A 23,249-nucleotide genomic window follows, 5' to 3' on the forward strand; every position below is an offset into this window, starting at 1 on the left:
ACCCCCTAGGGGTATAGACGAGCGAGGTCGAGATGTCCAGCCCGATTCGATCGTCGGTGCGGTTCCGCGGATGGCTCGGTTCGGGTTTTGCCTTGGCCGATTCCATTTGAGGCCGTGGAGTTCCGCCGCGTGATCTCGGCGAATGGCGCTGCCGGATGGGCGGTTGCCATCTCCACTGGAGGCATACCCCCAGTGGGTATGTTGTGGATCACGTTGTGCTTCGAGTTGATCGTTGGCATAGTCCTCCGTGTTCGAGAGATACCCCTAGGGGGTATAAAGAAGGAGGCGGCGGCGATGAATGCGTCGGCGAATGTCGGTCACCACCAGCGCCACGGCCACCACGGCCACGCGGTCGCTCACCAAGGCGATGCAGCTGCCCATCGGGGCCACGCGGCCGGGGGAGTGCCGCAGGGGCTGCAGATCACGAAGGACGGGTACACCTTCGCGCCGGAAACGGCTCGGTTGACGGTCGGCGAGGGTGTCGACTACCGGTTCCGGATCCTCGGGCCCGACGGCGCTGCGCTGACCTCGTTGGTCGAGGTGCACGACAAGAAGATCCACCTCATCGTGGTTCGCCGGGATCTCACCTGGTTCCGGCACGTGCACCCGGTCGAGCTGGGCGGCGGTGTTTGGTCGGTGCCGCTGGAGTTCGCGGACGCCGGTGAGTACCGGGTCTTCGTCGACTTCCAGCCGGAAGGAGGGCCGGGGCTCACGCTCGGGGCCGATCTGGCGGTCGCCGGCGACTACCGGCCTCGCCCGGTGCCGGAGATCGCCGCCGTGTCGGTGGTCGATGACTACGAGGTGGAGCTCGGCGGGGAGCTGATCGCCGGCCAGGCGAACCCGCTCACCCTCGTGGTGCGCCGCGATGGCGTGCCGGTCACCGACCTGCAGCCGTACCTCGGCGCCTACGGGCACCTGGTCGCGCTTCGGCTGGGAGATCTGGCCTATCTGCACGTCCACCCGGACGGTTTTCCGGAGGATGGCGTGACCAGGCCGGGGCCCGAGGTCGCGTTCCACGCGGATGTGCCGGGGCCGGGCACCTACCGGCTGTTCCTCGACTTCAAGCACGCGGGGACGGTCCGCACCGCGCAGTTCACCGCAGTCGCCAAGTAACACTCCCTATACCCACTGAGGGTATGTATTTGGATACCCTACTGGGGTACTGCCCCAGTTGCTGATCGAAGAGGAGATCCGATGAGTGAGAGCACCTTCGTCGTCAAGGGCATGACGTGCTCCGGTTGCATGAGCAAGGTGACGTCCGCGGTCACGGGCGTCGAGGGCGTCACCGACGTCGATGTGGACATCAGCAACGGTGAGCTCACGGTCGTCAGCGCGTCGCCGGTCGACCCGGACGTGATCCGCAAGGCGGTCAACGAAGCCGGTTACGAGGTCGCGAGCTGACGGAAGCGATTCGATGAGTGATCCGACTCCGGCCGAGTCGCCCGTGGTGATCAAGACCGTGGACAACGGGCCGTACCAGGTCAAGGGTCCTGTGAAGATCGTCGACCACGAGAACAACGTCTACGAGCTCGGCCCCGGCCGAACCCGGCTGTTGTGCCGGTGCGGGTTCTCGGCGAAGAAGCCGTTCTGCGACGGATCGCACGCGCGGGAAGGATTCGCCGCGGCGGAGCGGGCCGACGAAAAGGTGGCGGAGTAGCAAGCGCCGAAAGGCCGGTGGCGGGGTGAGCCCGCCACCGGCCATTCGTACTTCCTGGTCTTTTCCGTTGGCAGCAAAGGTGAACTGCCGCACGCCGCAACGGCTGGTTGCGTCAGGGCGTTGCGGTGGCAGACAGGCGACACCATCCGGGAAAGGCGGCGATCATCCCTGGATCTCCAATGCTCCGACAACTCTGCAATCCTTTGTGGACGCACTGAGTTTCCTGCCGCCCAACGATGGCTTGCGCGGGTGCTATCGCAGCAGGGTGCTGTGGGAGCCGCCGGAATGGTTTCCCGTGCGGCCCGGCTTGGCCGTGGTGACGACTGAGGGGACTGCTTAGTAGGTTGTAGGTGACGGCGAAGGGGAGTGGGCATGCGGGCGTACGGATTTTCTGAAGCGGGCGGGCCGGAGAAGGAAACCTTCCTCGACGTCCCGGTGCCTGATCCCGGTCCGGGCGAGCTGCTCGTCCGGGTGCGCGCGGCGGGCGTGAATCCGGGGGACTGGCGGCTTCGAGAGGGTTCCTACGGCGTGGCGGGGCCCGCGGTGCTGGGCCGTGAGGTGGCGGGGACCGTCACCGCACTCGGGCCGGGAGTCGAGGGATTCTCGGTCGGTGACGAGGTCTTCGGCGGCTGCCCCGGGATGGTCGGCGGCTGGGCCGAGCAGGCGCTTGTCACCGCCTCGTTCTCGGCGCACCGACCCGACGCGGTGTCACCAGAGGCGGCCGCCGTGCTGCCGGTGGCGGCCGGCACCGCACACGATGCCCTGGAGAACCTCGGCCTAGCTGCCGGCGAGACGCTGCTGGTCAATGGGGCCGGTGGCGGCGTCGGGATTCCGGTCGTGCAGCTCGCGCGGGCCCGGGGGATCAACGTCGTCGGGGTGGCGAGCCCGGCCAAGCACGAGCTCGTGGCCGGATTCGGGGCGGTCCCGGTGGCTTACGGCGACGGCGTTCTCGATCGGGTGCGCGCCGCTGCGCCGGGTGGGATCGACGCCGTCTTCGATCTCGTCGGTGGCGAGGCCCTGCGCACCGTCGCGGGCCTGGTCGCGGACCGGTCCAAGCTGCGCTCGGTGGCGGACAAGCCGTTGGCCCGCGAGCTCGGCGGCGGGGAGGTCGAACGGGACCGGAGCAGCGCCGTCCTCACCGGGCTCGCCCGGCTGGTCGCTTCGAAGGCGTTGGACCCGCACGTCACGCAGATCCGGCCGCTCGACGAAGCCGGCGACGCGCTCGCCCAGGTCGAGAACGGGCACGTGGTCGGCAAGATCGTCCTCGTTCCCTGAGCGGACCCGCGATCAGAACGAGCGCGAGGCCATCTCGGGTTCGTGCTCCAACCGCCGCCTCTGGTCATCTCCCGGCCGACGTCGACAACACTTTCGCCGTTGCCGGCCACTGAGGGGTGTGACCATGCAATGGACCGGAGCGAGGTCGTCGGCGGAGTCCGCCGACGACCTCGAAGACGGTGACCTCTGGGCGCGCGCGGCACGCGACGACGACGGGGCCTTCGGTGTCCTGTTCGAGCGGCACGTGCAAGCGGTGTGGAACCACGCCTACCGGCTGACGGGTTCCTGGAGTGCCGCCGAAGACCTGACGTCGAACACCTTCCTCATCGCCTGGCGCAAGCGCGCCGAGGTCGTCCTGGTGCGGGACAGCCTGCTGCCGTGGCTCTACACGGTCGCCGGGAACCTCGCGCGAACCGAGCGCCGGGGCGCGAGCCGGCGGTTGCGGCTGCTGCGCCGCATTCCCGAACCGGACGTGGTGTCGGACCACGCCGACGCCGTCGCCGATCAGCTCGATGGCGAAGCGCGGCTGAGACATCTGATCGGTGCCGTGCGCGCTCTGCCGCGAGCGCAGCGGCAGGTCGTGGAGCTGTGCCTGCTCGGCGATCTGTCGATCGCGGATGCGGCGGCGCTGCTCAAGGTCGCCGAGGTCACCGTTCGTTCGCATCTGTCCCGGGCGAAGGCCCAGCTGCGCGACCTGGTGGAGGAGAAATGAACGACGAGCCACGGCTTCCCCCGCGACGTGAACTCCCGCCCGAGGTCCGCGCCCGGTTGCGGGGCAGGGTCGAGGCCGGGATGTCGGCCCGCCACCGCGGCCGGGCGGTGGCGGCTTCGGCCGCGGTCGTCCTGCTCGCCGCCGGTGCCGTGATCGGTGTGCAGGCCGCCCGCTCGCAGCTCGTCGAGACGCCCGCCGCCGCGCCGCCCGACGCCACGACCAGGACGCTCGACCGGTGCTGGAACGCGGTTCGCGCCGCGGGCAAGACCGGCCGGGTGCCGGATCGGAGCGAATGGGTCAACGCGTCCGTCACGGCGCAGGGCGACGATGTCGTCGCCGCGTTCACCGCGGGCGGCAAGCCCGTCTTCTGCGAGACGACGTCGACGACGGTGACGATGTCCGACCCGAACGCGGAACCCTCCTACGCCGCCGGAAGCCGCACCGCGCTGCTGCTCTACACCAGCACCGGGGTGGCCGCCGGCGTCGCCGATCCCACGTGGCCCCGGATCATGCTGTCCATGCCGGACGGCTTGGGTGTTTCGGAGAACGACGTCGCGAAGGACACGCGGCAGTTCACCAGCTTCACTCTGACGAACCCGGCGACCACCCGGCTCTGGGCGCAACGACTGGACGAGTACAAGCCGGAGCCGTCGGGCCAGAGCGAGCCGGGGCAGGGCGAACCGGAACAGCCGAGCGAGGGTAAGCCGGAACAGCCGAGCGAGGGTAAGCCGGAACAGCCGGGTAGGGGCACACAGAGGGTCAACTGGCCCCGCGCCGAACTGCCCGCGCCGCCGGCGCCGCTGCTCAGCCTGATCGACCGCGCCGGGGACCGGACTTCGCCGGCGGGCAGGGCGCTCGGCGAATGCCTGGCCGGGCTCGCCGAGCCGCCTGCCGACCGGGACGGCTACCAGCCCGGCGTCCTCGTCGAGGACGGGCCGTACCGGGTGGTGCTGGGCCGGACCGCGCAGCACGCGGTGGCTTGCACCACGGAGCCGGATCCGGCCAACCCCGCCGGCAAGATCCACCGGCTGCACCGCGACACCTTCGTCGGCGAGTCCATCCCGGTTCGCCGCCTCGCGGTGCCCGGATTGGGCAAGGACGGCGAGAAGATCGCGTTCGTGGGCATCGTGCCTCCGTCGGGGGCCTCCATGATCGCCGACTTCTCGCTGGAGCAGCCGTTCGACGTGCCGGTCGCGAACGGGACGTTCGGGATGTGGCTGCCGGAAGGGGCGAAGGCCGTCTCCCCGGATGGCACCACGTGGGTCCACGTGCTGGACGACAAGCAGACGCCGTTGTTCAACGGATACGTGCCGATGAAGTGATCCGGCCGGATCCACGGGGAAGTGCCCGAGCGGGCGGCTTTTCGAAGCCGCCCGCTCGGTTTTCGCGATCTGCCGGCCGTGCCGGAACTCACCAGGTGACGGGCAGCTCCCGCACCCCGTAGAAGACCGCATCCGGTTTGAACGCAAGCTGTTCCAGCGGTGCGGCCAGCGCCAGCGTCGGCACCCGCCGGTAGAGGGTGCCGTAGACGACCTGCAGCTCCACCCGGGCCAGCGCGTGGCCGAGGCAGTGGTGCGCGCCGTGGCCGAAAGCGACGTGGTGGCGGGCCTTTCGGTGGACGTCGAGCGCATCGGGGTCCGGGAACGCCGCGGAATCCCGGTTGGCGGTGCTCTTCACCGCGATGATGCCTTCGCCCGCGCGGATGGCCCGCCCGCCGACCTCCAGGTCCTCCCGCGCGACGCGGCGGGCCTCGGTGTGCGTGATGGACAGGTAGCGCAGGAGTTCCTCCACCGCGTTGGCCACCAGCGCGGGATCGTCGCCGTCCCGGACCGCGCGGAGCTGCTCCGGGTGCGCCAGCAGCGCGACGGTGCCCAAGGCGATCATGCTGGCGGTGGTGTCGTGCCCAGCCACTAGGAGGAGCTGCCCCAGCACGGCGATTTCGCGCCGGGTCATCGCGCCGGTCCGGTACTGCTCGACGGCCAGCTTGCTGAGCAGGTCCGCGCCCGGTTCGGCGTTCTTCGCGGCCACCAGCTCCTCCAAGTAGGCGTTCAGCTCCTCGCTGGCGGCCATGGCGCGCAGGGGATCGGACTCGTCCATGACGAGCGTGCGGGCCACCTCCTGGAAGAAATCGCGGTCGGCGTAGGGCACGCCGAGCAGCTCGCAGATCACCTGCGAGGGGACCGGCAGTGCGAGGGCCGCCACGAGATCCACCGGCTTCGGGCCGGCGAGCATCCGGTCGATGAGCTCGTCGACGATCCGCTGGATGCCGGGCCGCAACGCCTCGATTTTCTTGGTCGTGAACTCCGAGGCCAGCAACCGCCGCTGGGCGGTGTGCTCCGGCGCGTCCATCTGCATCAGCGTCTTCATCTGCGCGTCTCGTGCCTTGCTCACCGCGTTGGTGTGCGGGAAGCCGGGCTGCGCGACATCGACGCTGACAAGGGATCGGCCAGCAGCGCGCGCACATCCGCGTAGCGGGTGACCAGCCACGGCGTGCTGCCATCCCACAGCCTCACCCGCGACACCGGTGCTTGCTCTGCTCGCCTGGACAGGTCTGGCGCCGGATGGAACGGGCAACCCGCCGCGCGGGCCATCGGGAACATCGGTGTCGCCGCCTCTGCGTCGTGCATCGAATCTCCTTGTGTCGGACTGTCATGCGTTGTCGGCTTGGTCATCGGCGGGAGTCCGCCTTCTCCTGGCGGCGCGCGACGTCGTTGGCGCGTCGCGCGGTGAAGATCCCGAGGGCGGCGATGGCGGCGAACCCGATCAGGAGGTAGCGGGCGGACGCGACCATCGACGGCGCGCCCAGGTTGACCAGGAGTCCGGCGACCGCCGCGCCGAAGGCGGTCGACATCGTCAACACCGTCGCGATCGCGGCGGCGGTTTTCCGCCCCTCGCCGGGATCATCGGTGCTGGCCATGGCGGCGACGGACAGGTGCGGCATGGCGATGCCGATTCCCGCGCCGCCGGCGACGAGCACGGGCAGCCAGGCGAGGACCACGAGCAGCGGCGCGTCGTCGTGCTGCAGCAGGGCGAGCACGGCGAACCCGGCGGCGAGAGCGGCCGGGCCGGCGACCTGGAGCCGCCGGATCGTCCGCTCCCGGCTCGCCGAGGAGCTCGCGATCTGGCTCGCGGACCAGCCGAAAGACAGTGCTGCGGCGAAGAATCCCGCAGCCACGGGCGGCAGCCCACCCAGGTGCTGGCCGAACAACGGCAGGAACGTCTCCACGGCGACACCGGATGCGAGCAGCACGATGGTCAGGAAGACCCACCGCAACGCCGAGCCGGACTGGAACGTCGAACGCGGCAGGACCCGCACCTCCGCGTGCTTCTCCGCCACCAGGAACGCCAACACAAAAGCGAGCCCCAGCACGATGAACGCCGCCATCGCGGCTGCGTTCGAGAGGATCCCGGCGACGCTCACCGCGCCCACGGCCGCGACGACCAGCACCAGCGAGCGCACCGGCACCGGGGTCGCGTGCTCGTCCCGTTCGCTACGCGGGAGCGCCCTGGGCACGAACGCCGCCATCACGACCGAGACGGCGGCCAGCACGACGAAAGCCAGCCGCCACGAACCGAACTGCGCGAACAACCCGCCGAGCGCCGGGCCCACGAAGTTGCCGACGCCGAACATCGCGGAGACCAACGCGCTGCCGCGCGACCACAGGTGGGGCGGCAGCGCGGAGCGGATCATGGCGAATCCCAGGCCCGTCAACAGGCCTGCGCCAAGGCCCTGGATGCCGCGGCCGACCAGCAGCACGGGCATCGCCGGGGCCACCGCGCAGACCAGCGAACCTCCGGCGAATACGCCGAAGCCGATCAAGTAGGAGCGGACATTGCCGTGCCGGGAGAGCATCCGGCCCACGAACATCGTCGCGACCACCTGGGCGACCAGGAACGCCGTCATGTTCCACGCGTAAAGCGGCTCACCGCCGATATCGCCGACCGCCGTCGGCAGCAGGCTCGCCGCCACGTAGATGTTGACCGCGCCGACGAGCACACCGCCGGCCAGCACGACCGCGGTGCTCAGATGGCCGCCGAGCTCCCGCCACGACCCGGTATCCCGAGTGTTTTCCACGCGCTTTTCCTCACTGTTGAGCGATCTGCGCGTGCATCATGCCGGGGCGGGGACACCCGGCAATCGGACAAAACAGACGTGAAATGCATCACATTTTCTTGAGGTCGTTCGCGGTGTGCGACAGCGTGCCGGCTCTGTCTATTGTGGACAGAACGTGACGGTGCGCGCGCACTACTGCTCGCGTTGCGCTGGTCCTGGGACGGCCTCGAAGGGATCGACGCCGGTGAGGTCGACGCTGGCTGCCCACACGCGGGCGGCGAGTGCGGTGTCGGCTAACTGGCCCTGGACGACTTCGGCCCTGGGCTCGCCGCGGAGCCCGAGCCTGCGAGGCCCCCACAGTTGGCCGCCGCGAACGGATGGATCCAGGACTGCTCGAACGGCGGGCCACGCGCCGGCTTCCTTGCCCTGCAAGGCAAGACCGGCGGGCAGGCCCCGCAACCTCTGGCCGGTGGTCCGGATGTGGACGGGCGGGCGAGACGGCGTTAGGGAGTCGAGCGCGCCACCCGGGTGGTTCACCACGCTCAGCGTCGTGCCGCCCGCGGCGCGCAGGCGGCGGTCGAGTTCGAAGCCGAACAGCATCTGCGCGAGCTTCGACCGCGCGTAGGCGCGTTTGGGCTGGTAATCCCGCGCGCTCTGCAGATCGGCGAGATCCAGGCTCGCCGATTTGGCCACGAAGCTGCCGGTGGTGACCACGCGGCCCGCGCGTGCGGCGAGCAGCGGCGCCAGGCATCCGACCAGCAGGAAATGCCCGAGGTGGTTGGTGGCGAACGTCAGCTCGTGGCCGTCTTCGGTCTCTTGGCGCTGCGGCTGGTCCAACAGCACGCCGGCGTTGCAGACGACCGCATCGAGGCCGTCCAGCTCCAGCGCGTCTGCCGAGGATTTGATCGAGGAAAGGTCGGAGAGGTCCAGTCGGAGATGGCGCACGCGCGCATCGGGGACCCGGGATCGGATCGAGGTCATCGCGGCGTTCGCCTTGGTGCTGTCGCGGCTCCCGAGCACGACGGTCGCCCCGGTGCCGGCCAGTTGCTCGGCGACGAAGTACCCGATCCCCGCGTTTCCGCCGGTTATCAGGAAGTTCTTGCCGTCGGCGCGCGGCGGCCGGCGGACGTCCCACGGCGCGGTCTGAGCTGTGGGCGGCATGGCGACTCCGATGGGCTCGATGTGGTGAGAGGGCGTCCTCGCGCAAGTTAATCGAAGTCACTCCGATTTTGCAACGACTCCGATTATGGAACCGCTCTGGCCGTCGGCTAGCATCGCGGCATGGCACAGAATCCGGCGCGGGTGCCCGACCGGCGTGAGCGCAAGAAGGCCGCCACCCGGCAGGCGCTCTCGGAGGCTGCGCGCCGACTGTTCCTGGAGCGGGGCTTCGACAAGGTCACCGTCGCCGAGATCGCCGACACCGCGGACGCGGCGGTGTCGACGCTGTTCGCGCACTTCCCGGGCGGGAAGGAGGCGTTGATCCTCGGTGACGCAGGCGAACGCGAGGCGGCCCTGACCGCAGCCGTTCAGAACCGCGCGGAGGGCACCTCGGTCCTGGAGGCCCTGCGCGACTTCCTCGCCACGCGAGGCCCCTTCGCCCCCGATCCCGCCCCCGAGTCCCGGCGCATCGCCGAACTCGTGGTCTCCACCCCGGCTCTGCGCGCCTACGCCCGGACATTGTGGACGAGCTGCGAAGCGGCGCTGGCCCGCGTCATCGCCGAGCAAGCCGGACACGACGCCGACGACCTTTCCCTGCGCCTGCTGGCCCGCTACGTCCTGGAGATCCCCGACCTCGCGGGCACCGAGCCCGATCCGCGAGCCGCCCTGGACATCGCGTTCTCCCACCTCGAGCGCGGCTGGCCCGGGCTGTCCTGAGCCGAACCTCGTCAGGCGGCTGGCAACGACGATTTTCCCTGCGGTCCTTCGGCTTTCACCCGCCACAGTCTCTTGTGGATGACGATCCGTTCTCGCCCGGGCTCGGCTCTACGGGCGCGTCGCGCGGATTATCGGCTTTGGCTATAAGCGTGACTCGGGATTCGGCCTTGTTGGTTCCGCCGATCGCCGGTGGAGTGATTGCGGCGCAGCGCTTGTCAGCGAAGTCAAGGCCGTCGACGGAGGCTCACATGGCATCAGCCGAAATCGGGACGCCGGTGGTGTCACCGGTGCTCCCACGCCCGGACCGCAAGGCCTGGGGCGTCGTCATCCTGCTCTTCGTCTTCTTCACCCTGAACTTCGCGGACAAGGCCGCGGTGGGGTTGGCGGCGCAGCAGATCCGCCGGGATCTCGGTCTGAGCGCCGGGGATTTCGGCCTGGTCGGCAGCGCGTTCTTCTGGCTGTTCGCCGTCGGCGCGGTGGGATTGTCCGCCGCCATGCGCTGGATCTCCGCGAAGTGGGCGGCGGCCATCCTGATGTTCACCTGGGTCGCCAGCATGCTGCCGCTCACGGTGCCCACGACGTTCGGGGTGCTGCTGGCGTCCCGGATCGTGCTGGGCTTCTTCGAGGGGCCGGCGCACGCCCTGTGCCAGAGCGTCGTCGCCGACCGGTTCCCGAAGGAGAAGCGCGCGTTCGCCGGGTCGATCGTGAACGCGGGGTCGTCGGTCGGCCCGCTGATCTCCGCGCCGGTGCTGACGTGGGTCATCGTCTCGCACTCCTGGCACGCCGCGTTCCTCGTGCTGATCGCGGTCGGCGTGGTCTGGCTGGTCGTCTGGCTGTGCTACGTCGAGCGGCAGCCGCTGCGGAAGCGCCCGGCGGCCGGGGCACGGGCCGCGGCGGAGGCGGACCCGAACGGCCACATCGACGTGCCGTTCCTCCGGCTGCTGCGGCTGCCCAGCTTCTGGGGGCTCAGCCTGCTGTCGTTCGCGGGCTACCTCATCACCTCGCTGAAGGTCTCGTGGCTGCCCGCTTTCCTCGGCGAAGGCCTCGGCTACGCGCCGACCACCGTCGGATGGCTGGTCACGGCGCCCTACGCCACGGCGGTCGTCGTGCTCGTCGCCAGCGGATACCTGTCCGGCCGGCTCCTCTCGCGGGGCTGGAGCTCCCGGGCCGCGCGCGGTCACCTCAGCGGCGCGCTGATCGTCTTCGCTGGGCTGAGCATGATCGCGTTCGCGCTGGTCGGGCCGGGCACGCTCCAGCTGGTGCTGGTGATCTGCACCTTCTCGATCAACAGCGTCGCGTTCTCGGTTGCTTTCGCGGGCGCGTCCGACTTCCTCCCGCAACGCCAGCGGGCCGCGTTCTTCGGGTGCGTGATCGGCTTCTACAGCATCGCGGGAATCGTCGCCCCTTACGCGTTGGGGCTCATCGTCCAGGCCGGTCCGACGCCGTCCGAGGGCTATTCGAACGGTTTCCTCGTCGTCGGCATCGCGATCTGCGTGTTCGCCGTGATCGGCGCGCGCCTGCTGGATCCGGAGGCCGCCCGCCGGACTCTGGAGGCCGAGACGGCAATGGGGAGGGTTTCGTGATCGAGGCACCGTTGACCGGAGTCCGGGTGGTGGACCTGGGCCAGTACATCGCCGCTCCCGGGGCCGGCCAGCAGCTCGCCGACCTGGGCGCCGAGGTGATCAAGGTGGAGAGCCTCACCGGCGACCAGGCGCGATCTGTCGGCTCGTTCGGCGCAGCGATGCTGCACGCCAACAACCGCGGCAAGCGCAGCATCGCGATCGACCTGCGGCATCCCGAGGGCCTCCGCGTCCTCGACGAGCTGTGCGCGGGATCGGACGTGCTGCTGCACAACTTCCGGCACGGCTCGGCCGAACGCCTCGGCATCGGCCCGGAGCGGACGCGCTCGCGCCACGCGCACATCGTCTACGGCTTCGTCACCGGCTTCGGGACCCGAGGCCCGTCGGCGGGGCGAGCCGGGCTGGACATCGCGGCCCAGGCCGAGTTCGGGATCATGCACACCACCGGCGACGCCGACGGCGAACCGCAGCGCGTCGGCTTCACCGTCGCCGACGTATTGGCCGCGAACGCCCTGGCGGCCGGGGTGCTCGCGGCGCTCGTCCGGCGCGGCCGGACCGGAGACGGTGCGATCGTCGAGACCTCGCTGATGGAAGCGGTGGTCGCGGCCCAGGCGGCGCAGTGGGCGAGCTACCGCCTCACCGGCGAGGCGCCCCGGCGGACGGGCAACGGCCAGCCCGCTGTGGCGCCCGCCGCGGACCTCGTGCAGACCGTCGACGGCGCCATCGTGGTGTCCGCCTACACCGCGACCAAGTGGGCCGCGCTGTGCGAGGCGATCGGCAGGCCCGAGCTCGCGGCCGACCCGCGCTTCGCGGACAACGAGTCGAGGGTCGCGAACCGGTTGGCGCTGAAGGAGGTCCTCAGCTCCGCTCTCGGCCACCTCACCCGTGACGGGGCGATCGCGCTGCTGGCCTCGCGGGGGATCGTGTGCGGCTCGGTGCGGTCGTTCGACGAGCTCGTGAAGGACGCCGACCTCGTCGCGTCGGGCCTGGTCGTCGAGCTGGGCGAGCTCGGGATCGACGCCCCGGCCGCGCCCTTCCGCGTCGACGGGGCGCCCCGCGGCCGGACGTCGGCCGCGCCCCGGCTGGGCGCCCACACCCGCGACGTGCTGCGCGAACTCGGGCGCAGCGAGGACGAGATCGACCGGCTGGCCGACGACGGCGTCGTCGCCCTACCGGAGCAACCGCGACCAGAGATGGAGAAACGATGACCCGCGCCGCCGGCAAGGCCGACTTCGACGAGTACCTGCGCACGATCGCCGCGTTCACCGACGACGAGCTGATCCCCGCCGAGGCGGAAATGGTTGCCGCCGGGCAGGTTCCGGACGCGATCGTGCGGCGCATGGCCGAGCTCGGGCTGTTCGGCATCTCGATCCCGCCGGCCTACGGCGGGCTCGGCTGGACCATGGAGCAGCAGGTGCTGCTGACGTTCGAGTTCACCAGGGCGTCGTGCGTGTACCGGTCCCGCTTCTCGACCGTGATCGGCCTCTGCTCGCAGGCGGTGCTCGACCACGGCACGGAGGAGCAGCGCCGCGAGATGCTGCCGGATATGGCGGCCGGCCGGCGGGTGACCTCGTTCGCGCTGACTGAGCCGGAAGCCGGTTCCGACGCCACCAACGTCCAGACCGTCGCCCGGCGCACCGGCGACGGCTGGGTTCTGGACGGGACGAAGCGCTACATCACCAACGCCCACTGGGCGGACACGCTGCTCGTCTTCGCGCGCACGGACGGCACCGATGGCCCCGAGGTGTCCGCGTTCATCGTCGACAAGACCGTGCCCGGCGTGTCGACCCGGATCCCGGACCTCATGAACGGCCACGCCGAGGGCCCCGTCGCCGAGATCGAGCTGGATTCGGCGGTCGTCGCCGAGGACCGGCTGCTCGGCGGGGTGCCCGGCACCGGGCTCAAGGCCGCGATGCGCGGGATCAACCACGCCCGGCTCCACGTCGCCGCGACCTGCGTCGGCCAGGCGACCCGGATGCTGGAGGAGACCACCTGCCACGTCACCGAGCGGCACCAGTTCGGCGCCCCGCTCGCCGATCTCGGCGTCGTGCAGGCCGAGCTGGGCCGGTGCTACTCGGAGATGGAGGCCGGGCGAGCCCTCGCCCTGGACGCCGCTCGCGCGTTCGACGCCGGGACCGTGCCCCGGCAGCGGATTTCGGCGGCGAAGCTGTACTGCTCGGAGATGGTCGGCAGGGTCGCCGACCGGTGCGTGCAGCTGCTCGGCGGCGAGGGCATCGTCGGGCCGCACCCCGTGCCCCGGATGTGGCGCGACGTCCGCACCTTGCGCATCTACGAGGGCGCCTCCGCGATCCACGAGCGGAACCTGGGCCGCGCGATGATCCGGTCGGTCGCGGCTGAAGGGGTGCTGCCGGACAGCTACCGCGTACGTTAGGGCTCGTCCGCTGGAGCGCGCCGGCCCCGGACGATCGGAGGAGGGACGATGGAGCTGCGCCAGATCGAGTACTTCCTGGCCGTGGTCGAGCACGAGGGGCTGAACCGGGCCGCGCAGCGCCTCTACGTCTCCCAGCCGGCGCTCTCCCAAGCGATCCAGGCGCTCGAACGCGAGCTCGGCGTGGAACTGTTCCAGCGCGTGGCGCGGCGCAGCCTCGTGCTGACCCCCGCGGGGACGCTGCTGGTTCCGAAGGCGCGGGCGATCCTCGACGACGTCGTGGCCGCCCGGGACGCGATGAGCCGGGCCCGGGATCTCAAGGCCGGCTCGGTTTCCATCGGCACGATGCCGGAGATGTCCAGCGACGCGGTCGCCTCCTGGATCACGTCGTTCCGGGCCCGGCATCCGGACGTGCGGTTGGACATCGCCGAGGCCGCCGGCGTCCGGGCGCTGTGCGGTGAGGTCGTCGCCGGCCGGTACGAACTCGGGTTCACCACTCAGCCGATTCCCACCGAGAGCCTGGACTTCGTCCAGCTCGGAGTGCAGCGGTTGCTGCTGGTGATGCCGCCGGGTTCGCCGGCGCCGCCGACCGGGCGGCTGCCGCTCGACGCCCTCGGCGACTTGCCGCTGACGATCTGCTCGCTCGCGCAGCGCGAGAACGACCGGGTCGCGACGGCTCTGCGCGATGTCGGGGTGGAGCCGCGGCTGATCGCGAGCATGCCCAATCGCCACGCGCAGCTCACGCTCGTCCTGGGCGGCGGTGTGCACGCCTTCCTGCCGCTGCGGATGGCCGTTCAGGCGCGGCGGCTCGGTGCCGTCGTGGTCGAAACCGATCCGCTGGTGTCGGTGCCCTTCGGGGTCGTCCACCGCCCCGCGGCGTTGAGCCCGGTGGCGGAGGAGGTGGTCCGCGAGTGCAAGGCCACCCTCGACACCTGGTACGCCGCCATCGACGGCCTCCAAGCCGAGGGGGCCGGCCTCATGGACGCGGCCGACGCCGCCTACGACGACGTGCACCGCCCGATGCAGCCAGGCGGCACCAGGTAGGCGGAATTCCGCCGCATCTCCCGGAAAACCGGCTCCGCCGCGATCATTCCGAGGTAGACCCAGGTCGAAAGCCCCAACCCCGACCTGACGAGGTGCTTGCGCAAGGACTGGCCCGGCTCGTTCGTCCTGAACCCGGTCACCCGCCCGCGGGTGACCGGCCCGGACGCCGTCGACCTCGTCCGGGACGGAACCGCGGACGTGGTCGCCTTCGGCTAGTTGTTCCTGGCCAACCCCGACCTGCCCCGCCGCCTCGCGGCCGGCGGCCCGTTCAACACCCCAGACCAGGAGACCTTCTACGGCGGGGACCACCGCGGCTGCACCGACTACCCCGAACTCGCCGGTTGACGGGTGCCGTCCCGCCGGAAACCCCTCCGGCGTGCCGGTCCTCGGCTACGCACCACTTCGGACAGACGTCCTCGCAGTCCACATCGGACATAGATCATCGGCTGGTGGATGCGCTCAGCGCCTCCGCCTCGTGGTGCGGTAAAGGGCTACCAGGCGGGTGAATGCGCTGGTGATCTCGGATCGGCGATCGGCCAGGCACAGCAGGGATTTCCGGCCGGTGTGCACAAGTCGGGCGCGACGGTGGAGATCAATAGCCGGAGTCGTGCGGGCACCCGGTCGCTTCGGTCGACGACCGGGCTACCGGTCCGCGGAACGCGCGGAGCCCGGCAGGAAGGTGGCGATCAACAGGGCGAAGAGCGCGGCGACCGCGCCGATGGTCAGCACGACGCGGAACCCGTTGAGCGAGGGGACCGCCGCGCCGCCCAGGTTGATCGTCATGTGCGCGAGCACGACCCCCGCGACCGAACTGGACAGCGAGGTGCCGATGGAGCGCATCAGCGTGTTGAGGCTGTTGGCCGCCGCGGTCTCGGACACCGGCACGGCGGCCATGATGAGCGCGGGCATCGCGGCGTAGCCGAGTCCGACGCCGACGCCGACGATGCTGGAGACGATCACGAGCTGCCAGATGCTCGACATCATCACCTGGCTCAAGCCGTACCCAATGGCGACCACGAGCGCGCCGGCCATCAGCGTGACCTTCGGTCCCCTGGTCCGCGAGATCCGCGCCGACACCGGCGCCATCGCCATCATGATCAGCCCGTTCGGCGCCATCACCAGGCCCGCAGCGAGGATCGACTGCCCGAGCCCGTATCCGGTGGCTACGGGCAGTTGCAGCAGTTGCGGGACGACCAGGGACATCGCGAACATCGCGAACCCGAACACCACGGAAGCGAGGTTGGTGAGCAGCACCTGGCGGCGCACGGTGGTGCGCAGGTCGACCAGCGGCTGCGGCGCACGCAGCTCCCACCAGCCCCACACCGCCAGCACCGCCAGCCCGGTGACGAGCAGTCCGGGAGTCAAACCGCCGGTCCAGCCCCAGTCCGCGCCCTTGGAGATCACCAGCAGCAGGCACAGCAACGCGACCGACAGGCCCACCGCGCCCGGCAGGTCGAACCGCCCGCCGGTGCGGACCCGCGACTCCGGCACGAACGAGATCACGAGCACTGCTCCGACGGCGCCGAGGGCCGCGGCCACCCAGAACAGGGTGCGCCAGTCGGCGTTCTCGGCGATGAACGCCGCCGCGGGCAGCCCCAGCGCCGCGCCGACGCCGAGGGAGGCGGTCATCACCGCGGTCGCGCCACTGAGCCGTTCCGGCGGCAGCTCGTCGCGCATGATGCTGACGCCCAGCGGGATGACACCGGCGGACAAACCCTGCAACACCCGCCCGGCCACCATCGGGGCGAGCCCGCTCGACAGTGCGCAGACGACCGAGCCCAGCACCAGCATCCCGAGGCTGAACAGCAGCATCCGCCGCTTTCCGTACATGTCGCCGAGCCGGCCGACGGTGGGCGTGGCGACGGCCGCGGCAAACAGCGCGGCGGTGATCGTCCACGCGGCATCCGCCGCGCTCGCGCTCAGCATCCCGGGTAGCTGGGGCACCAGCGGGATCATCAGGGCCAGCGTGAGCGAGACGACGATGCCGCTGAACGCCAGCACCGGGACGACTGTGCCCGACCGCACCTGCGGGGCTGCGACGGGCGGCGTGCTGGAGGCACTGGTCATGGGCGGATGAGCTCCCATCATCTGCGCGGTCGGGGACTCGGAGTCCGGAGGGTTCCACGAAGCCGTCAACCGCCGAAGTATCGCGATCATGCCGGTAGCGCCCGTCCATCCTGGACAGGAGTCGCGTTTTCAGGGTTTTCCTTCACCTGTGGCGGGCCGGAGCACTTTCTCGATGCCGCAAGAGCATTAGGGCGTGTCCGCCGGGTCGTGTTCGTGTTTTGTCCGGTGTGGCGCGGATCCAGTCGATGGTCTCGACGATGTCGTTGCCGGCTCATCAGCCGCGCGGCAACCCGCGGATGACCGGCATCGGAGACGAGCAGATTCAGTGAGTGACCAGACTCCGAACAGCCTCGTGCTGAACTTCTCCGCCGTCGCGATCATCACCACCTGGTGTCGCCTGCGGGAAGTCGTCTGCCGGACGATTCGCACTACTCCGCGTCCCGATCACCGCACCGAACTGAGCCGCTCCGCCGATCCACAGCATGAAGCGGGCCCACAGAAGTGCGAGTGGGGGCATTCCGGAAAAACGGGGTGCCCCACTGCTTCGTGCCACCACGTTGCGCGCCTCAGCCCCCGGCGCGGGCACCGAGCACTACCGGCAACGTACGCGGGGCGTGCACGTGGACGCTGCGGCGGTAGGTCAGCTCGGCCGGGTCGGCCACGATGCGCAGTCGCGGGAAGCGATTGAACAGGGCGGCCAGCCCGACCTCGCCCTCCAGCCGGACCAGGGCGGCACCCAGGCATCGGTGGATGCCGTAGCCGAAGGCGAGGTGGCCGGCGGTGTTGCGGTCCGGGTCCAGCACGTCCGGATCCCCGAACCGCGCCGGGTCACGGTTGGCCGCACCCGTGGACAGGGTGACCGATGCGCCCCTGGGGATCGTGACCCCGCCGATCTCCAGGTCTTCGGTGGCGAACCGCAATGAGGCGTTGAGGGCCGGCGAGAGCCAGCGCAGCAACTCCTCGATCAGCGACGGCACCGACTCGGGCCTGGCGAGTCGCTCGCGCGCGGAGTCGTCGGCCACCAGGACGCGGACGCTGTTGGTGATGAACACCGCGGTGGTCTCGTGGCCCGCCATCAGCAGCAGCATGGCCATCGCCACGATCTCCAGGTCGGAGAGCCGGTCACCCTCGTCGGACGCCGAGATCAGCGCGGAGAGCAGTGCATCGTCGGGCGCGGCGCGCTTGGCCGCGACAAGCCCCTCCAGGTAAGTGGCCATCTGGGCGGAGGCACGCTCCAGCTCGGGCTCGGGGCATTCGTCGATGAGAACGGTGGACAGGCGTGCGAACTCGTCCCGGTCGATCTCGGGGACGCCGAGCAGTTCACTGATCACCACCATCGGCAGCACGATCGCGTACCGCGCCACGAGATCGACCGGTTCGTCCTCGGGCAGATCCGCCAGCAGTTCCCCGGCGACGGACTCGACGCGCGGGCGCAGCCTGGCGATCCGGCGAGCGGTGAACGCCTGGGTTACCAGGCTTCGCAGCCGGGTGTGTTCAGGCGGGTCGAGCGAGGTCAGCATGTGCGACATCGGGGCAGGCAGCCCAGGCGGTGCGGACGCGCGTTCCTCGGCGGGCAGACTGGACCGCCAGTCCTTCGCCAGCCGCTCGTCGGCGAGCCCCGCCCGCACGTCGTCGTAGCGGGTGACCAGCCAGGTCCGTCCACCCTCGAAGTCGACCTCGCGGACGGGACAGGTCTCGCGCGTCCCGGCGAGCGCCGCGTGCGGGTCTCGCCAGTAGTGCTCGGTGAAGGAATCCTCTTGCGTCGCACCTGTCATGGGGTTCTCCGTTCCTTGGAGTGTGGGGTACGGCGGTTCGGCGATGCCGGAACACCTGCGGAAGCAGACGCGCGGGATCAGCGCACCGCATCCCGGTAGCGGCCGAGCGCGCGAAGGGCCATGCCCTGCGTGAACGCGGGGTTGCTGTACCGGCTCACGTAGCGCACGTACTCGTGGACGCTCTCCGCCGGCCACCCACCGCCGGGTGTCCGTCTCTCCAGCAACCAGTCCACCCCAGGACGCACGTAAGCCGGATCGGCGCCCGAGGCCAGCAGGCCCGAGATCGCCCAGCCGGTCTCTTCGACAGTGGCGGACGCACCATCCCCGTCGCCCCACGAGCCGTCGGACAGCCGGGCACGTTCCAGCCATGCCCTCGCGCGGCGGGCCGTTCCGTCGTCCGCCAAGCCGGCTTTGGAGAAGGTTTCGAGCACGGCGGCGGTAGCCATCGTGTGGTGCCGGTACCACACCGACTCGAAGGCACCGTCCGGCAACTGGGCCTTGGCGAGCCAGCGCAGCGCGCGGCGAACCCGGCGGTCATCCGCCGGGACACCCGCGTCGAGCAGCGCGTCAACGGCCTGCACGGTGGTCATCGGGCACGGCCCGCTGTTGGCGACCTTGGTGTTGCGCACGCAGAGTCCCCAGGAGCCGCGGGTGTCCTGCAACCGGGTCAGCCAGTCGACACCGCGCTCGATCGCCCTGGCCTGCCCCCCGCCGGGCAGCCGGCACAGCACGGAAAGGATCTCGCTGGTCTCCAAGGTCGATGGCCAGCCCTCGGTGCCCGCCCAGCCCCAGTAGCCCGGTGGGCACCCGAACGCGAGGAACGGGCGATGCTGCTGGAGGCGCACGAACAGCTCGGCCGACGCGGCCAGCCTCGGGTCGTCGGCGTAGCCGGCCTCGGCAAGACCGCGCGCGGCGTACATCGTCCACGCCGCGTCGAGCGGCCCGGTCTGCCACCAGCCGTCGGGGTCCATCGTCCGGCGAAACCACTTGACCGCGGCTTCGACCATGTCCGGCGCCAGGTCCGCGCGGGCCAGACCGGTGCAGACCAGACCGGTGACCCAGGCGTTCTCGCACCAGGCCCCGGTCGAGCCCTCATGCTCGTAGACCTGCCGGATCGCCTTCAGCGCGTTCGGCTCCCCAAGACGGGCCAGCACCCGCTGGAAGCGGGTGAGGGGCTTGTGCCGGGCCTGGGCGAGGCCGAGCGCGAACGCCATCGGCACACGCAGGTCGAACAGTCTGCGGTACAGGCCCGGCAATAGCGCCACCTCCAGCGGGAAGCGGCGCATTTCCTCGGGAGCCAGCCAGCCGACGAAGCCGTAGTACTGCCGGCACCACGAGACGACCTCGGGGTGCGGGATCGCGTCCAAGCCGCCGAAATCCGTCATCCAGCGCTGCCCGGCCGCCACCGACTCGGAGCTGCCCACCGGGTCGACCAGGTGGAGCACGGCCGAGCCGACGGCCGTCGGCCCGGCCTCGCTGGACAGGCCGGGAACCATCGCCCAACCGCCATCGGCGTTCTGCGTTCGCCTGAGCCACCCGGCGCCCGCCGCGATCAAGTCCGCACTGCCGTCCGGATCGGCGTAATGCAGCGCGGACAGCGCACCGACCGTCCCCAGCGTCGAGGTCAGATTGTCCTCGCTGTAGTCGAACACGCCGTCGGCACGCTGAGCGAGGAACAGCGCCTCCGCGCCCTCACGGATCGCCTTGTCGAGCGCGTCCGTGAACGGATCGGGGTCGGCCTGCACCGTCGTCATGCGGATTCCTCCAGCCCAGTCGTGGTATTCGGCAACTCGTGGCGGGGCACATGCGGCCCGGAGAGGATTTCTTCGAACCGGCGGGTACCCGCACCTGTGCGCGTACCCGCCACAACCGCCGACCAGGTGACGACCTGTTGATCGGGCAGGTCGTCGGCGTCGTGGTCGCGGATACCGGTCGCGGATTTCGGGCGAAATACGTTGTCCGCTAACCGATTTCGCGCGTGCTTCACCGTACTCGATCACTCCTGGATCGACCAGGTTTTCGCGCGATGTGTCTGCAATGAGCCAGATCGAGACCGGGGAGTCCGGATGCTGGAGAGTCCGGGGACTGGAGCACGCGGAACCCGCTTTTCAGTAGTATACCGTCGATTTCGTACATGCCGGTGCAACGCCGGTCTGCCGCCCACCCGCGATGCGCCGTAGGCAGGGCATCTTCAAGTTGATGGACTTTTAGGGACTTTCGGGCAACATCATTTGCCCATTCGCGCCCTTCTTGGCGCGGACCCGTTGACACGACGGTGTCTGGTCTGACGTAATCAAGATCAATATCACAAGTCCTCGACGATGAGACGGATGCACCCTGGTCCGCGCCGGAACAGGGAGCCGGCCGCCTGTTCCCCGCATCGCCCTGACAGGAAAAGGTGTCCGGGACGAGCGGGGCTTCCTGGTGAAGGTTTCCCTTGCCGAAGGAGTGAACTTGGAGATCGCAGGCCACAGGTCCCTTGCCCGCGACGCACGCCTACCGAACGATTCACCTCCGGACGCGGTGTCGCTCGACGGCACGCGCCACGAGCCCGCGCAGCGGTTCAGGCGGGAGCCCACGGGCTAATCGCGCACCCGTTTCGCGGCCGGCCGACCCGGAATCCTCTGATCCACCCGGCCCGAATCCCGGTCTTCCTCGTTTCGGTCAAGCCTGTTCGCCTTTCGCGGCCCTATCGGCCGCGACCGGATTCCGCTTGCGCGGTGAGAACGTGTGCACGTCATGAACGGAGATCAGCCTGTGACTACCATCCGGCACCAATTGTCCCTGAACGAGAATTTCGCGGCACCACTGCCCGGAGTGCGTGAGGCCATTGCGGACGGATCCGGTCGGGTCAACCTGACGCTCGACGCGATGTCCACCGGGTTGACGCGGGCGATCGCCGGACATTTCGGGCTGGATTCCGCGCAGGTGTTCGTCGGTCCCGGCTCGGGGGCGCTCCTGCAGCAGTTTCTCACCGCCTTCGCGGGCGGTGGCGAGGTCGTGCACGCGTGGCCGTCGTTCGAGATGTATCCGCTGCTGGTGCGCAATGCGGGTGCCACGGCGGTGCCGGTGGCGCTCCGGGAGGACGCTCACGACCTGGTGGCGATGGCCGACGCCGTCACCGAGCGGACCAAGGTCGTGCTGCTGTGCAATCCGAACAACCCGACCGGAACCGTGTTCGGCGAGGCCGAGATGCGGACGTTCCTGGACCGCCTGCCCGCCGGCGTCCTCGTGCTGATCGACGAGGCGTACGCCGATTTCGCCGATCGATCCGCGATCGCCAACGGCATCCGGCTCGCAGCCGAAGATCCGCGCGTTTGCGTGGTGCGCACCTTCTCCAAGTCCCACGGGCTGCTCGGGCTCCGGGTCGGTTACCTGATCGCCGACGAGGCAGTGGTCACCGGACTCCGGCCCGGCTCGTACTTCTTCCGGGTCAGCACCGTGGCACAGGATGCCGCGATCGTCGCGCTGCGCGCCGAGGAGGTGATGCGAAGGCAGTGCGCCGAAGTCGCCGCCGAACGCGACCGGGTGCACGCGCGGTTGCTCGCGCTCGGCCTGGAGGTGCCTCACAGCCATGGCAACTTCCACTGGCTGACGCTCGGCGAGGCGAACGAGTCGTTCGTGCGCTTCTGCGCGGCCGGTGGCATCGAGGTGCGCACGCTCGCCGGCGGCGCCGGGGTCCGGGTGACGGTCGGCACTCCCGAGGCCAACGACGCATTGCTCGAACTTACCCGGCGTTTCCTGCACGGCGACGAACCGCCGGGCGGCGACTCCCAGGCGCGGCAGTCGGTTTCCGTCGATCGCGCCTGACATGACCAACACCGAAACCTACGCGGTGCCCACCGGATTCGGCTCGCCGGAACTGATCGGGCTGCTCAACCGCGAGATGCGGAAAAGGTGGTCGGCGGTCGCCGAGCGGACCGACCAGATGGCCGGCTACGCACTGCTGGCGCCCGGCAAAATGCTGCGACCGATGCTGCTGCTCACCTCGGCGGATGCCACCGGCGGCGACAGCGCACAGCTGCTTCCGGCCGCCCTGGCCGTGGAATACCTGCACGTGGCCACACTGGTGCACGACGACATCATCGACGATGACGACCTGCGCCGGGGCCGGCCCACCGTGCACGCCCATTACGGCATGCCCGACGCGCTGGTCACGGGCGATTTTCTGATCCTGAACATGACCAGCGCACTCCTCGAATGCACGGCCGTGCAGCCGGCCGCCGTGCTCGAGGCGGCCCGGGTCCTGTCCACCGCGGGATCCGATGTGTGCCGTGGGCAGGTGCGGGAAGCCGGAATGGCCGGCGATCTGAACTGCCCTGTCGGCGACTACCAGGAAATGGTGGCGCTCAAGACCGGCGCACTGTTCCGGGGCGCCTGCCGGGCGGGGGCGATTCTCGGCGGCGCCACCGCCGAACACGTCGACGCCGTCACCCGGTACGCCGAGCATCTCGGCGTGGGTTTCCAGATCTTCGACGATCTGCTGCCCTATCTGGCCGATTCCCCGACGACGGGCAAGCCGGCCACCAGCGACGTGGCCAATCTGCGCCCCACGTTCCCGGTGCTCGTCGGCTACCAGGCCGCCGGGGACGGCGACCGGCGCCGGTTCGCCGAGGCGTTGTCGGGCCGGATGCCGGTCGCGGATTCGCACCGGCTCATGCGGGAGCTCCTGATCACCACCGGAGCGCTGGACCTCAGCCGGGCGCGCGCCGCCGAAGAGATCGCCTGGGCCCGCGAGAGCATCGCGGACCTGCCGGGGACAGCGGCGGTCGAGCAGATGCTGGCCATCGCCGATCTGTCCATCGACCGGAACCGGTAGCC

Annotated in this window: 20 protein-coding genes and 1 pseudogene; 14 read left to right on the forward strand and 7 right to left on the reverse strand. The window is 70.1% G+C overall.

Annotation, left to right across the window (positions count from 1 at the left end; translation table 11 throughout):
* The first annotated feature begins 294 nt into the window (after window positions 1–294).
* From AB0I53_RS30720 to AB0I53_RS30745, 6 genes are all read left to right on the forward strand, one after another.
* Window positions 295–1,113, forward strand: a complete 819-nt coding sequence (locus AB0I53_RS30720) for a hypothetical protein (RefSeq protein WP_358610593.1) — start codon at window positions 295–297, stop codon at window positions 1,111–1,113.
* Window positions 1,114–1,194: 81 nt separating this feature from the next.
* Window positions 1,195–1,401, forward strand: coding sequence for a heavy metal-associated domain-containing protein (locus AB0I53_RS30725; RefSeq protein WP_358610596.1), 207 nt, complete (start codon window positions 1,195–1,197; stop codon window positions 1,399–1,401).
* Window positions 1,402–1,414: 13 nt separating this feature from the next.
* The gene (locus AB0I53_RS30730; protein WP_358610599.1) at window positions 1,415–1,657 is read left to right on the forward strand and encodes a CDGSH iron-sulfur domain-containing protein; all 243 of its coding nucleotides are present in this window, start codon (window positions 1,415–1,417) and stop codon (window positions 1,655–1,657) included.
* 372 nt (window positions 1,658–2,029) lie between these two features.
* Entirely contained in the window at window positions 2,030–2,932 is a 903-nt protein-coding gene (locus tag AB0I53_RS30735) for an NADP-dependent oxidoreductase (RefSeq protein ID WP_358610602.1), read from the forward strand.
* 124 nt (window positions 2,933–3,056) lie between these two features.
* Entirely contained in the window at window positions 3,057–3,644 is a 588-nt protein-coding gene (locus tag AB0I53_RS30740; protein ID WP_358610605.1) for an RNA polymerase sigma factor, read from the forward strand.
* Window positions 3,641–4,966 (forward strand): hypothetical protein, encoded by a 1,326-nt coding sequence (locus AB0I53_RS30745; RefSeq protein ID WP_358610608.1) that lies wholly within the window; start codon window positions 3,641–3,643, stop codon window positions 4,964–4,966. The genes AB0I53_RS30740 and AB0I53_RS30745 overlap by 4 nt, the downstream gene beginning before the upstream one ends.
* A gap of 88 nt (window positions 4,967–5,054) precedes the next feature.
* On the opposite strand, the pseudogene AB0I53_RS30750 reads toward AB0I53_RS30745, so the two are convergent.
* The 3 genes and pseudogenes from AB0I53_RS30750 to AB0I53_RS30760 form a co-directional block, all read right to left on the reverse strand.
* A pseudogene (locus tag AB0I53_RS30750) lies at window positions 5,055–6,271 on the reverse strand (cytochrome P450).
* A gap of 41 nt (window positions 6,272–6,312) precedes the next feature.
* Entirely contained in the window at window positions 6,313–7,719 is a 1,407-nt protein-coding gene (locus tag AB0I53_RS30755) for an MFS transporter (RefSeq protein WP_358610611.1), read from the reverse strand.
* Window positions 7,720–7,890: 171 nt separating this feature from the next.
* On the reverse strand, window positions 7,891–8,859 hold the full coding sequence (locus tag AB0I53_RS30760; protein WP_358610614.1) for an SDR family NAD(P)-dependent oxidoreductase: 969 nt from the start codon (window positions 8,857–8,859) through the stop codon (window positions 7,891–7,893).
* A 120-nt stretch (window positions 8,860–8,979) separates the two neighbouring features.
* Between AB0I53_RS30760 and AB0I53_RS30765 the strand changes: the two genes are divergently transcribed.
* The 6 genes from AB0I53_RS30765 to AB0I53_RS30790 all read left to right on the forward strand — a co-directional run bounded on the left by AB0I53_RS30765 (window position 8,980) and on the right by AB0I53_RS30790 (window position 14,931).
* Window positions 8,980–9,573, forward strand: a complete 594-nt coding sequence (locus tag AB0I53_RS30765; protein ID WP_358610617.1) for a TetR family transcriptional regulator — start codon at window positions 8,980–8,982, stop codon at window positions 9,571–9,573.
* Between the two features lie 248 nt (window positions 9,574–9,821).
* Window positions 9,822–11,156: an MFS transporter gene (locus AB0I53_RS30770; protein WP_358610619.1), complete on the forward strand. Its 1,335-nt coding sequence runs from the start codon at window positions 9,822–9,824 to the stop codon at window positions 11,154–11,156.
* A complete protein-coding gene (locus AB0I53_RS30775) occupies window positions 11,153–12,361 on the forward strand; it encodes a CoA transferase (protein ID WP_358610622.1) in 1,209 nt (402 codons plus the stop codon). Before AB0I53_RS30770 ends, AB0I53_RS30775 begins: the two co-directional genes overlap by 4 nt.
* Complete coding sequence (locus tag AB0I53_RS30780) at window positions 12,358–13,545, forward strand: acyl-CoA dehydrogenase family protein (RefSeq protein ID WP_358610625.1); 1,188 nt, start codon at window positions 12,358–12,360, stop codon at window positions 13,543–13,545. Before AB0I53_RS30775 ends, AB0I53_RS30780 begins: the two co-directional genes overlap by 4 nt.
* Window positions 13,546–13,593: 48 nt before the next feature.
* Window positions 13,594–14,586: a LysR family transcriptional regulator gene (locus AB0I53_RS30785; RefSeq protein ID WP_358610628.1), complete on the forward strand. Its 993-nt coding sequence runs from the start codon at window positions 13,594–13,596 to the stop codon at window positions 14,584–14,586.
* A gap of 216 nt (window positions 14,587–14,802) precedes the next feature.
* Window positions 14,803–14,931 carry a hypothetical protein gene (locus AB0I53_RS30790; RefSeq protein ID WP_358610631.1) on the forward strand — a complete coding sequence of 43 codons (129 nt, stop codon included), beginning with the start codon at window positions 14,803–14,805 and terminating at the stop codon, window positions 14,929–14,931.
* A 297-nt stretch (window positions 14,932–15,228) separates the two neighbouring features.
* Here the strand turns inward: AB0I53_RS30790 and AB0I53_RS30795 are convergent, their stop codons facing one another.
* From AB0I53_RS30795 to AB0I53_RS30810, 4 genes are all read right to left on the reverse strand, one after another.
* The gene (locus AB0I53_RS30795; protein WP_358610634.1) at window positions 15,229–16,653 is read right to left on the reverse strand and encodes an MFS transporter; all 1,425 of its coding nucleotides are present in this window, start codon (window positions 16,651–16,653) and stop codon (window positions 15,229–15,231) included.
* A 566-nt stretch (window positions 16,654–17,219) separates the two neighbouring features.
* Window positions 17,220–18,428: a cytochrome P450 gene (locus AB0I53_RS30800; protein WP_358610637.1), complete on the reverse strand. Its 1,209-nt coding sequence runs from the start codon at window positions 18,426–18,428 to the stop codon at window positions 17,220–17,222.
* A gap of 77 nt (window positions 18,429–18,505) precedes the next feature.
* Window positions 18,506–20,182 (reverse strand): prenyltransferase/squalene oxidase repeat-containing protein, encoded by a 1,677-nt coding sequence (locus AB0I53_RS30805; RefSeq protein WP_358610640.1) that lies wholly within the window; start codon window positions 20,180–20,182, stop codon window positions 18,506–18,508.
* Window positions 20,179–20,415: a hypothetical protein gene (locus tag AB0I53_RS30810; RefSeq protein ID WP_358610643.1), complete on the reverse strand. Its 237-nt coding sequence runs from the start codon at window positions 20,413–20,415 to the stop codon at window positions 20,179–20,181. Before AB0I53_RS30810 ends, AB0I53_RS30805 begins: the two co-directional genes overlap by 4 nt.
* A 791-nt stretch (window positions 20,416–21,206) precedes the next feature.
* On the opposite strand from AB0I53_RS30810, the gene AB0I53_RS30815 reads away from it, so the two are divergent.
* A complete protein-coding gene (locus AB0I53_RS30815; protein ID WP_358610646.1) occupies window positions 21,207–22,238 on the forward strand; it encodes an aminotransferase class I/II-fold pyridoxal phosphate-dependent enzyme in 1,032 nt (343 codons plus the stop codon).
* A gap of 1 nt (window position 22,239) precedes the next feature.
* The gene (locus AB0I53_RS30820) at window positions 22,240–23,247 is read left to right on the forward strand and encodes a polyprenyl synthetase family protein (protein WP_358610648.1); all 1,008 of its coding nucleotides are present in this window, start codon (window positions 22,240–22,242) and stop codon (window positions 23,245–23,247) included.
* Window positions 23,248–23,249 lie beyond the last annotated feature (2 nt).

Source organism: Saccharopolyspora sp. NPDC050389 (genome assembly GCF_040655595.1).
Classification (GTDB): Bacteria; Actinomycetota; Actinomycetes; order Mycobacteriales; family Pseudonocardiaceae; genus Saccharopolyspora.

Bases quoted from the DNA above. Each gene is read 5' to 3' on its own strand.
- AB0I53_RS30785 (WP_358610628.1), top strand. From the start codon at position 13,594: ATGGAGCTGCGCCAGATCGAGTACTTCCTGGCCGTGGTCGAGCACGAG.
- AB0I53_RS30745 (WP_358610608.1), top strand. From the start codon at position 3,641: ATGAACGACGAGCCACGGCTTCCCCCGCGACGTGAACTCCCGCCCGAG.
- AB0I53_RS30740 (WP_358610605.1), top strand. From the start codon at position 3,057: ATGCAATGGACCGGAGCGAGGTCGTCGGCGGAGTCCGCCGACGACCTC.
- AB0I53_RS30765 (WP_358610617.1), top strand. From the start codon at position 8,980: ATGGCACAGAATCCGGCGCGGGTGCCCGACCGGCGTGAGCGCAAGAAG.
- AB0I53_RS30725 (WP_358610596.1), top strand. From the start codon at position 1,195: ATGAGTGAGAGCACCTTCGTCGTCAAGGGCATGACGTGCTCCGGTTGC.
- AB0I53_RS30780 (WP_358610625.1), top strand. From the start codon at position 12,358: ATGACCCGCGCCGCCGGCAAGGCCGACTTCGACGAGTACCTGCGCACG.
- AB0I53_RS30800 (WP_358610637.1), bottom strand. From the start codon at position 18,428: ATGACAGGTGCGACGCAAGAGGATTCCTTCACCGAGCACTACTGGCGA.
- AB0I53_RS30820 (WP_358610648.1), top strand. From the start codon at position 22,240: ATGACCAACACCGAAACCTACGCGGTGCCCACCGGATTCGGCTCGCCG.
- AB0I53_RS30760 (WP_358610614.1), bottom strand. From the start codon at position 8,859: ATGCCGCCCACAGCTCAGACCGCGCCGTGGGACGTCCGCCGGCCGCCG.
- AB0I53_RS30720 (WP_358610593.1), top strand. From the start codon at position 295: ATGAATGCGTCGGCGAATGTCGGTCACCACCAGCGCCACGGCCACCAC.
- AB0I53_RS30770 (WP_358610619.1), top strand. From the start codon at position 9,822: ATGGCATCAGCCGAAATCGGGACGCCGGTGGTGTCACCGGTGCTCCCA.
- AB0I53_RS30735 (WP_358610602.1), top strand. From the start codon at position 2,030: ATGCGGGCGTACGGATTTTCTGAAGCGGGCGGGCCGGAGAAGGAAACC.
- AB0I53_RS30805 (WP_358610640.1), bottom strand. From the start codon at position 20,182: ATGACGACGGTGCAGGCCGACCCCGATCCGTTCACGGACGCGCTCGAC.
- AB0I53_RS30795 (WP_358610634.1), bottom strand. From the start codon at position 16,653: ATGACCAGTGCCTCCAGCACGCCGCCCGTCGCAGCCCCGCAGGTGCGG.
- AB0I53_RS30730 (WP_358610599.1), top strand. From the start codon at position 1,415: ATGAGTGATCCGACTCCGGCCGAGTCGCCCGTGGTGATCAAGACCGTG.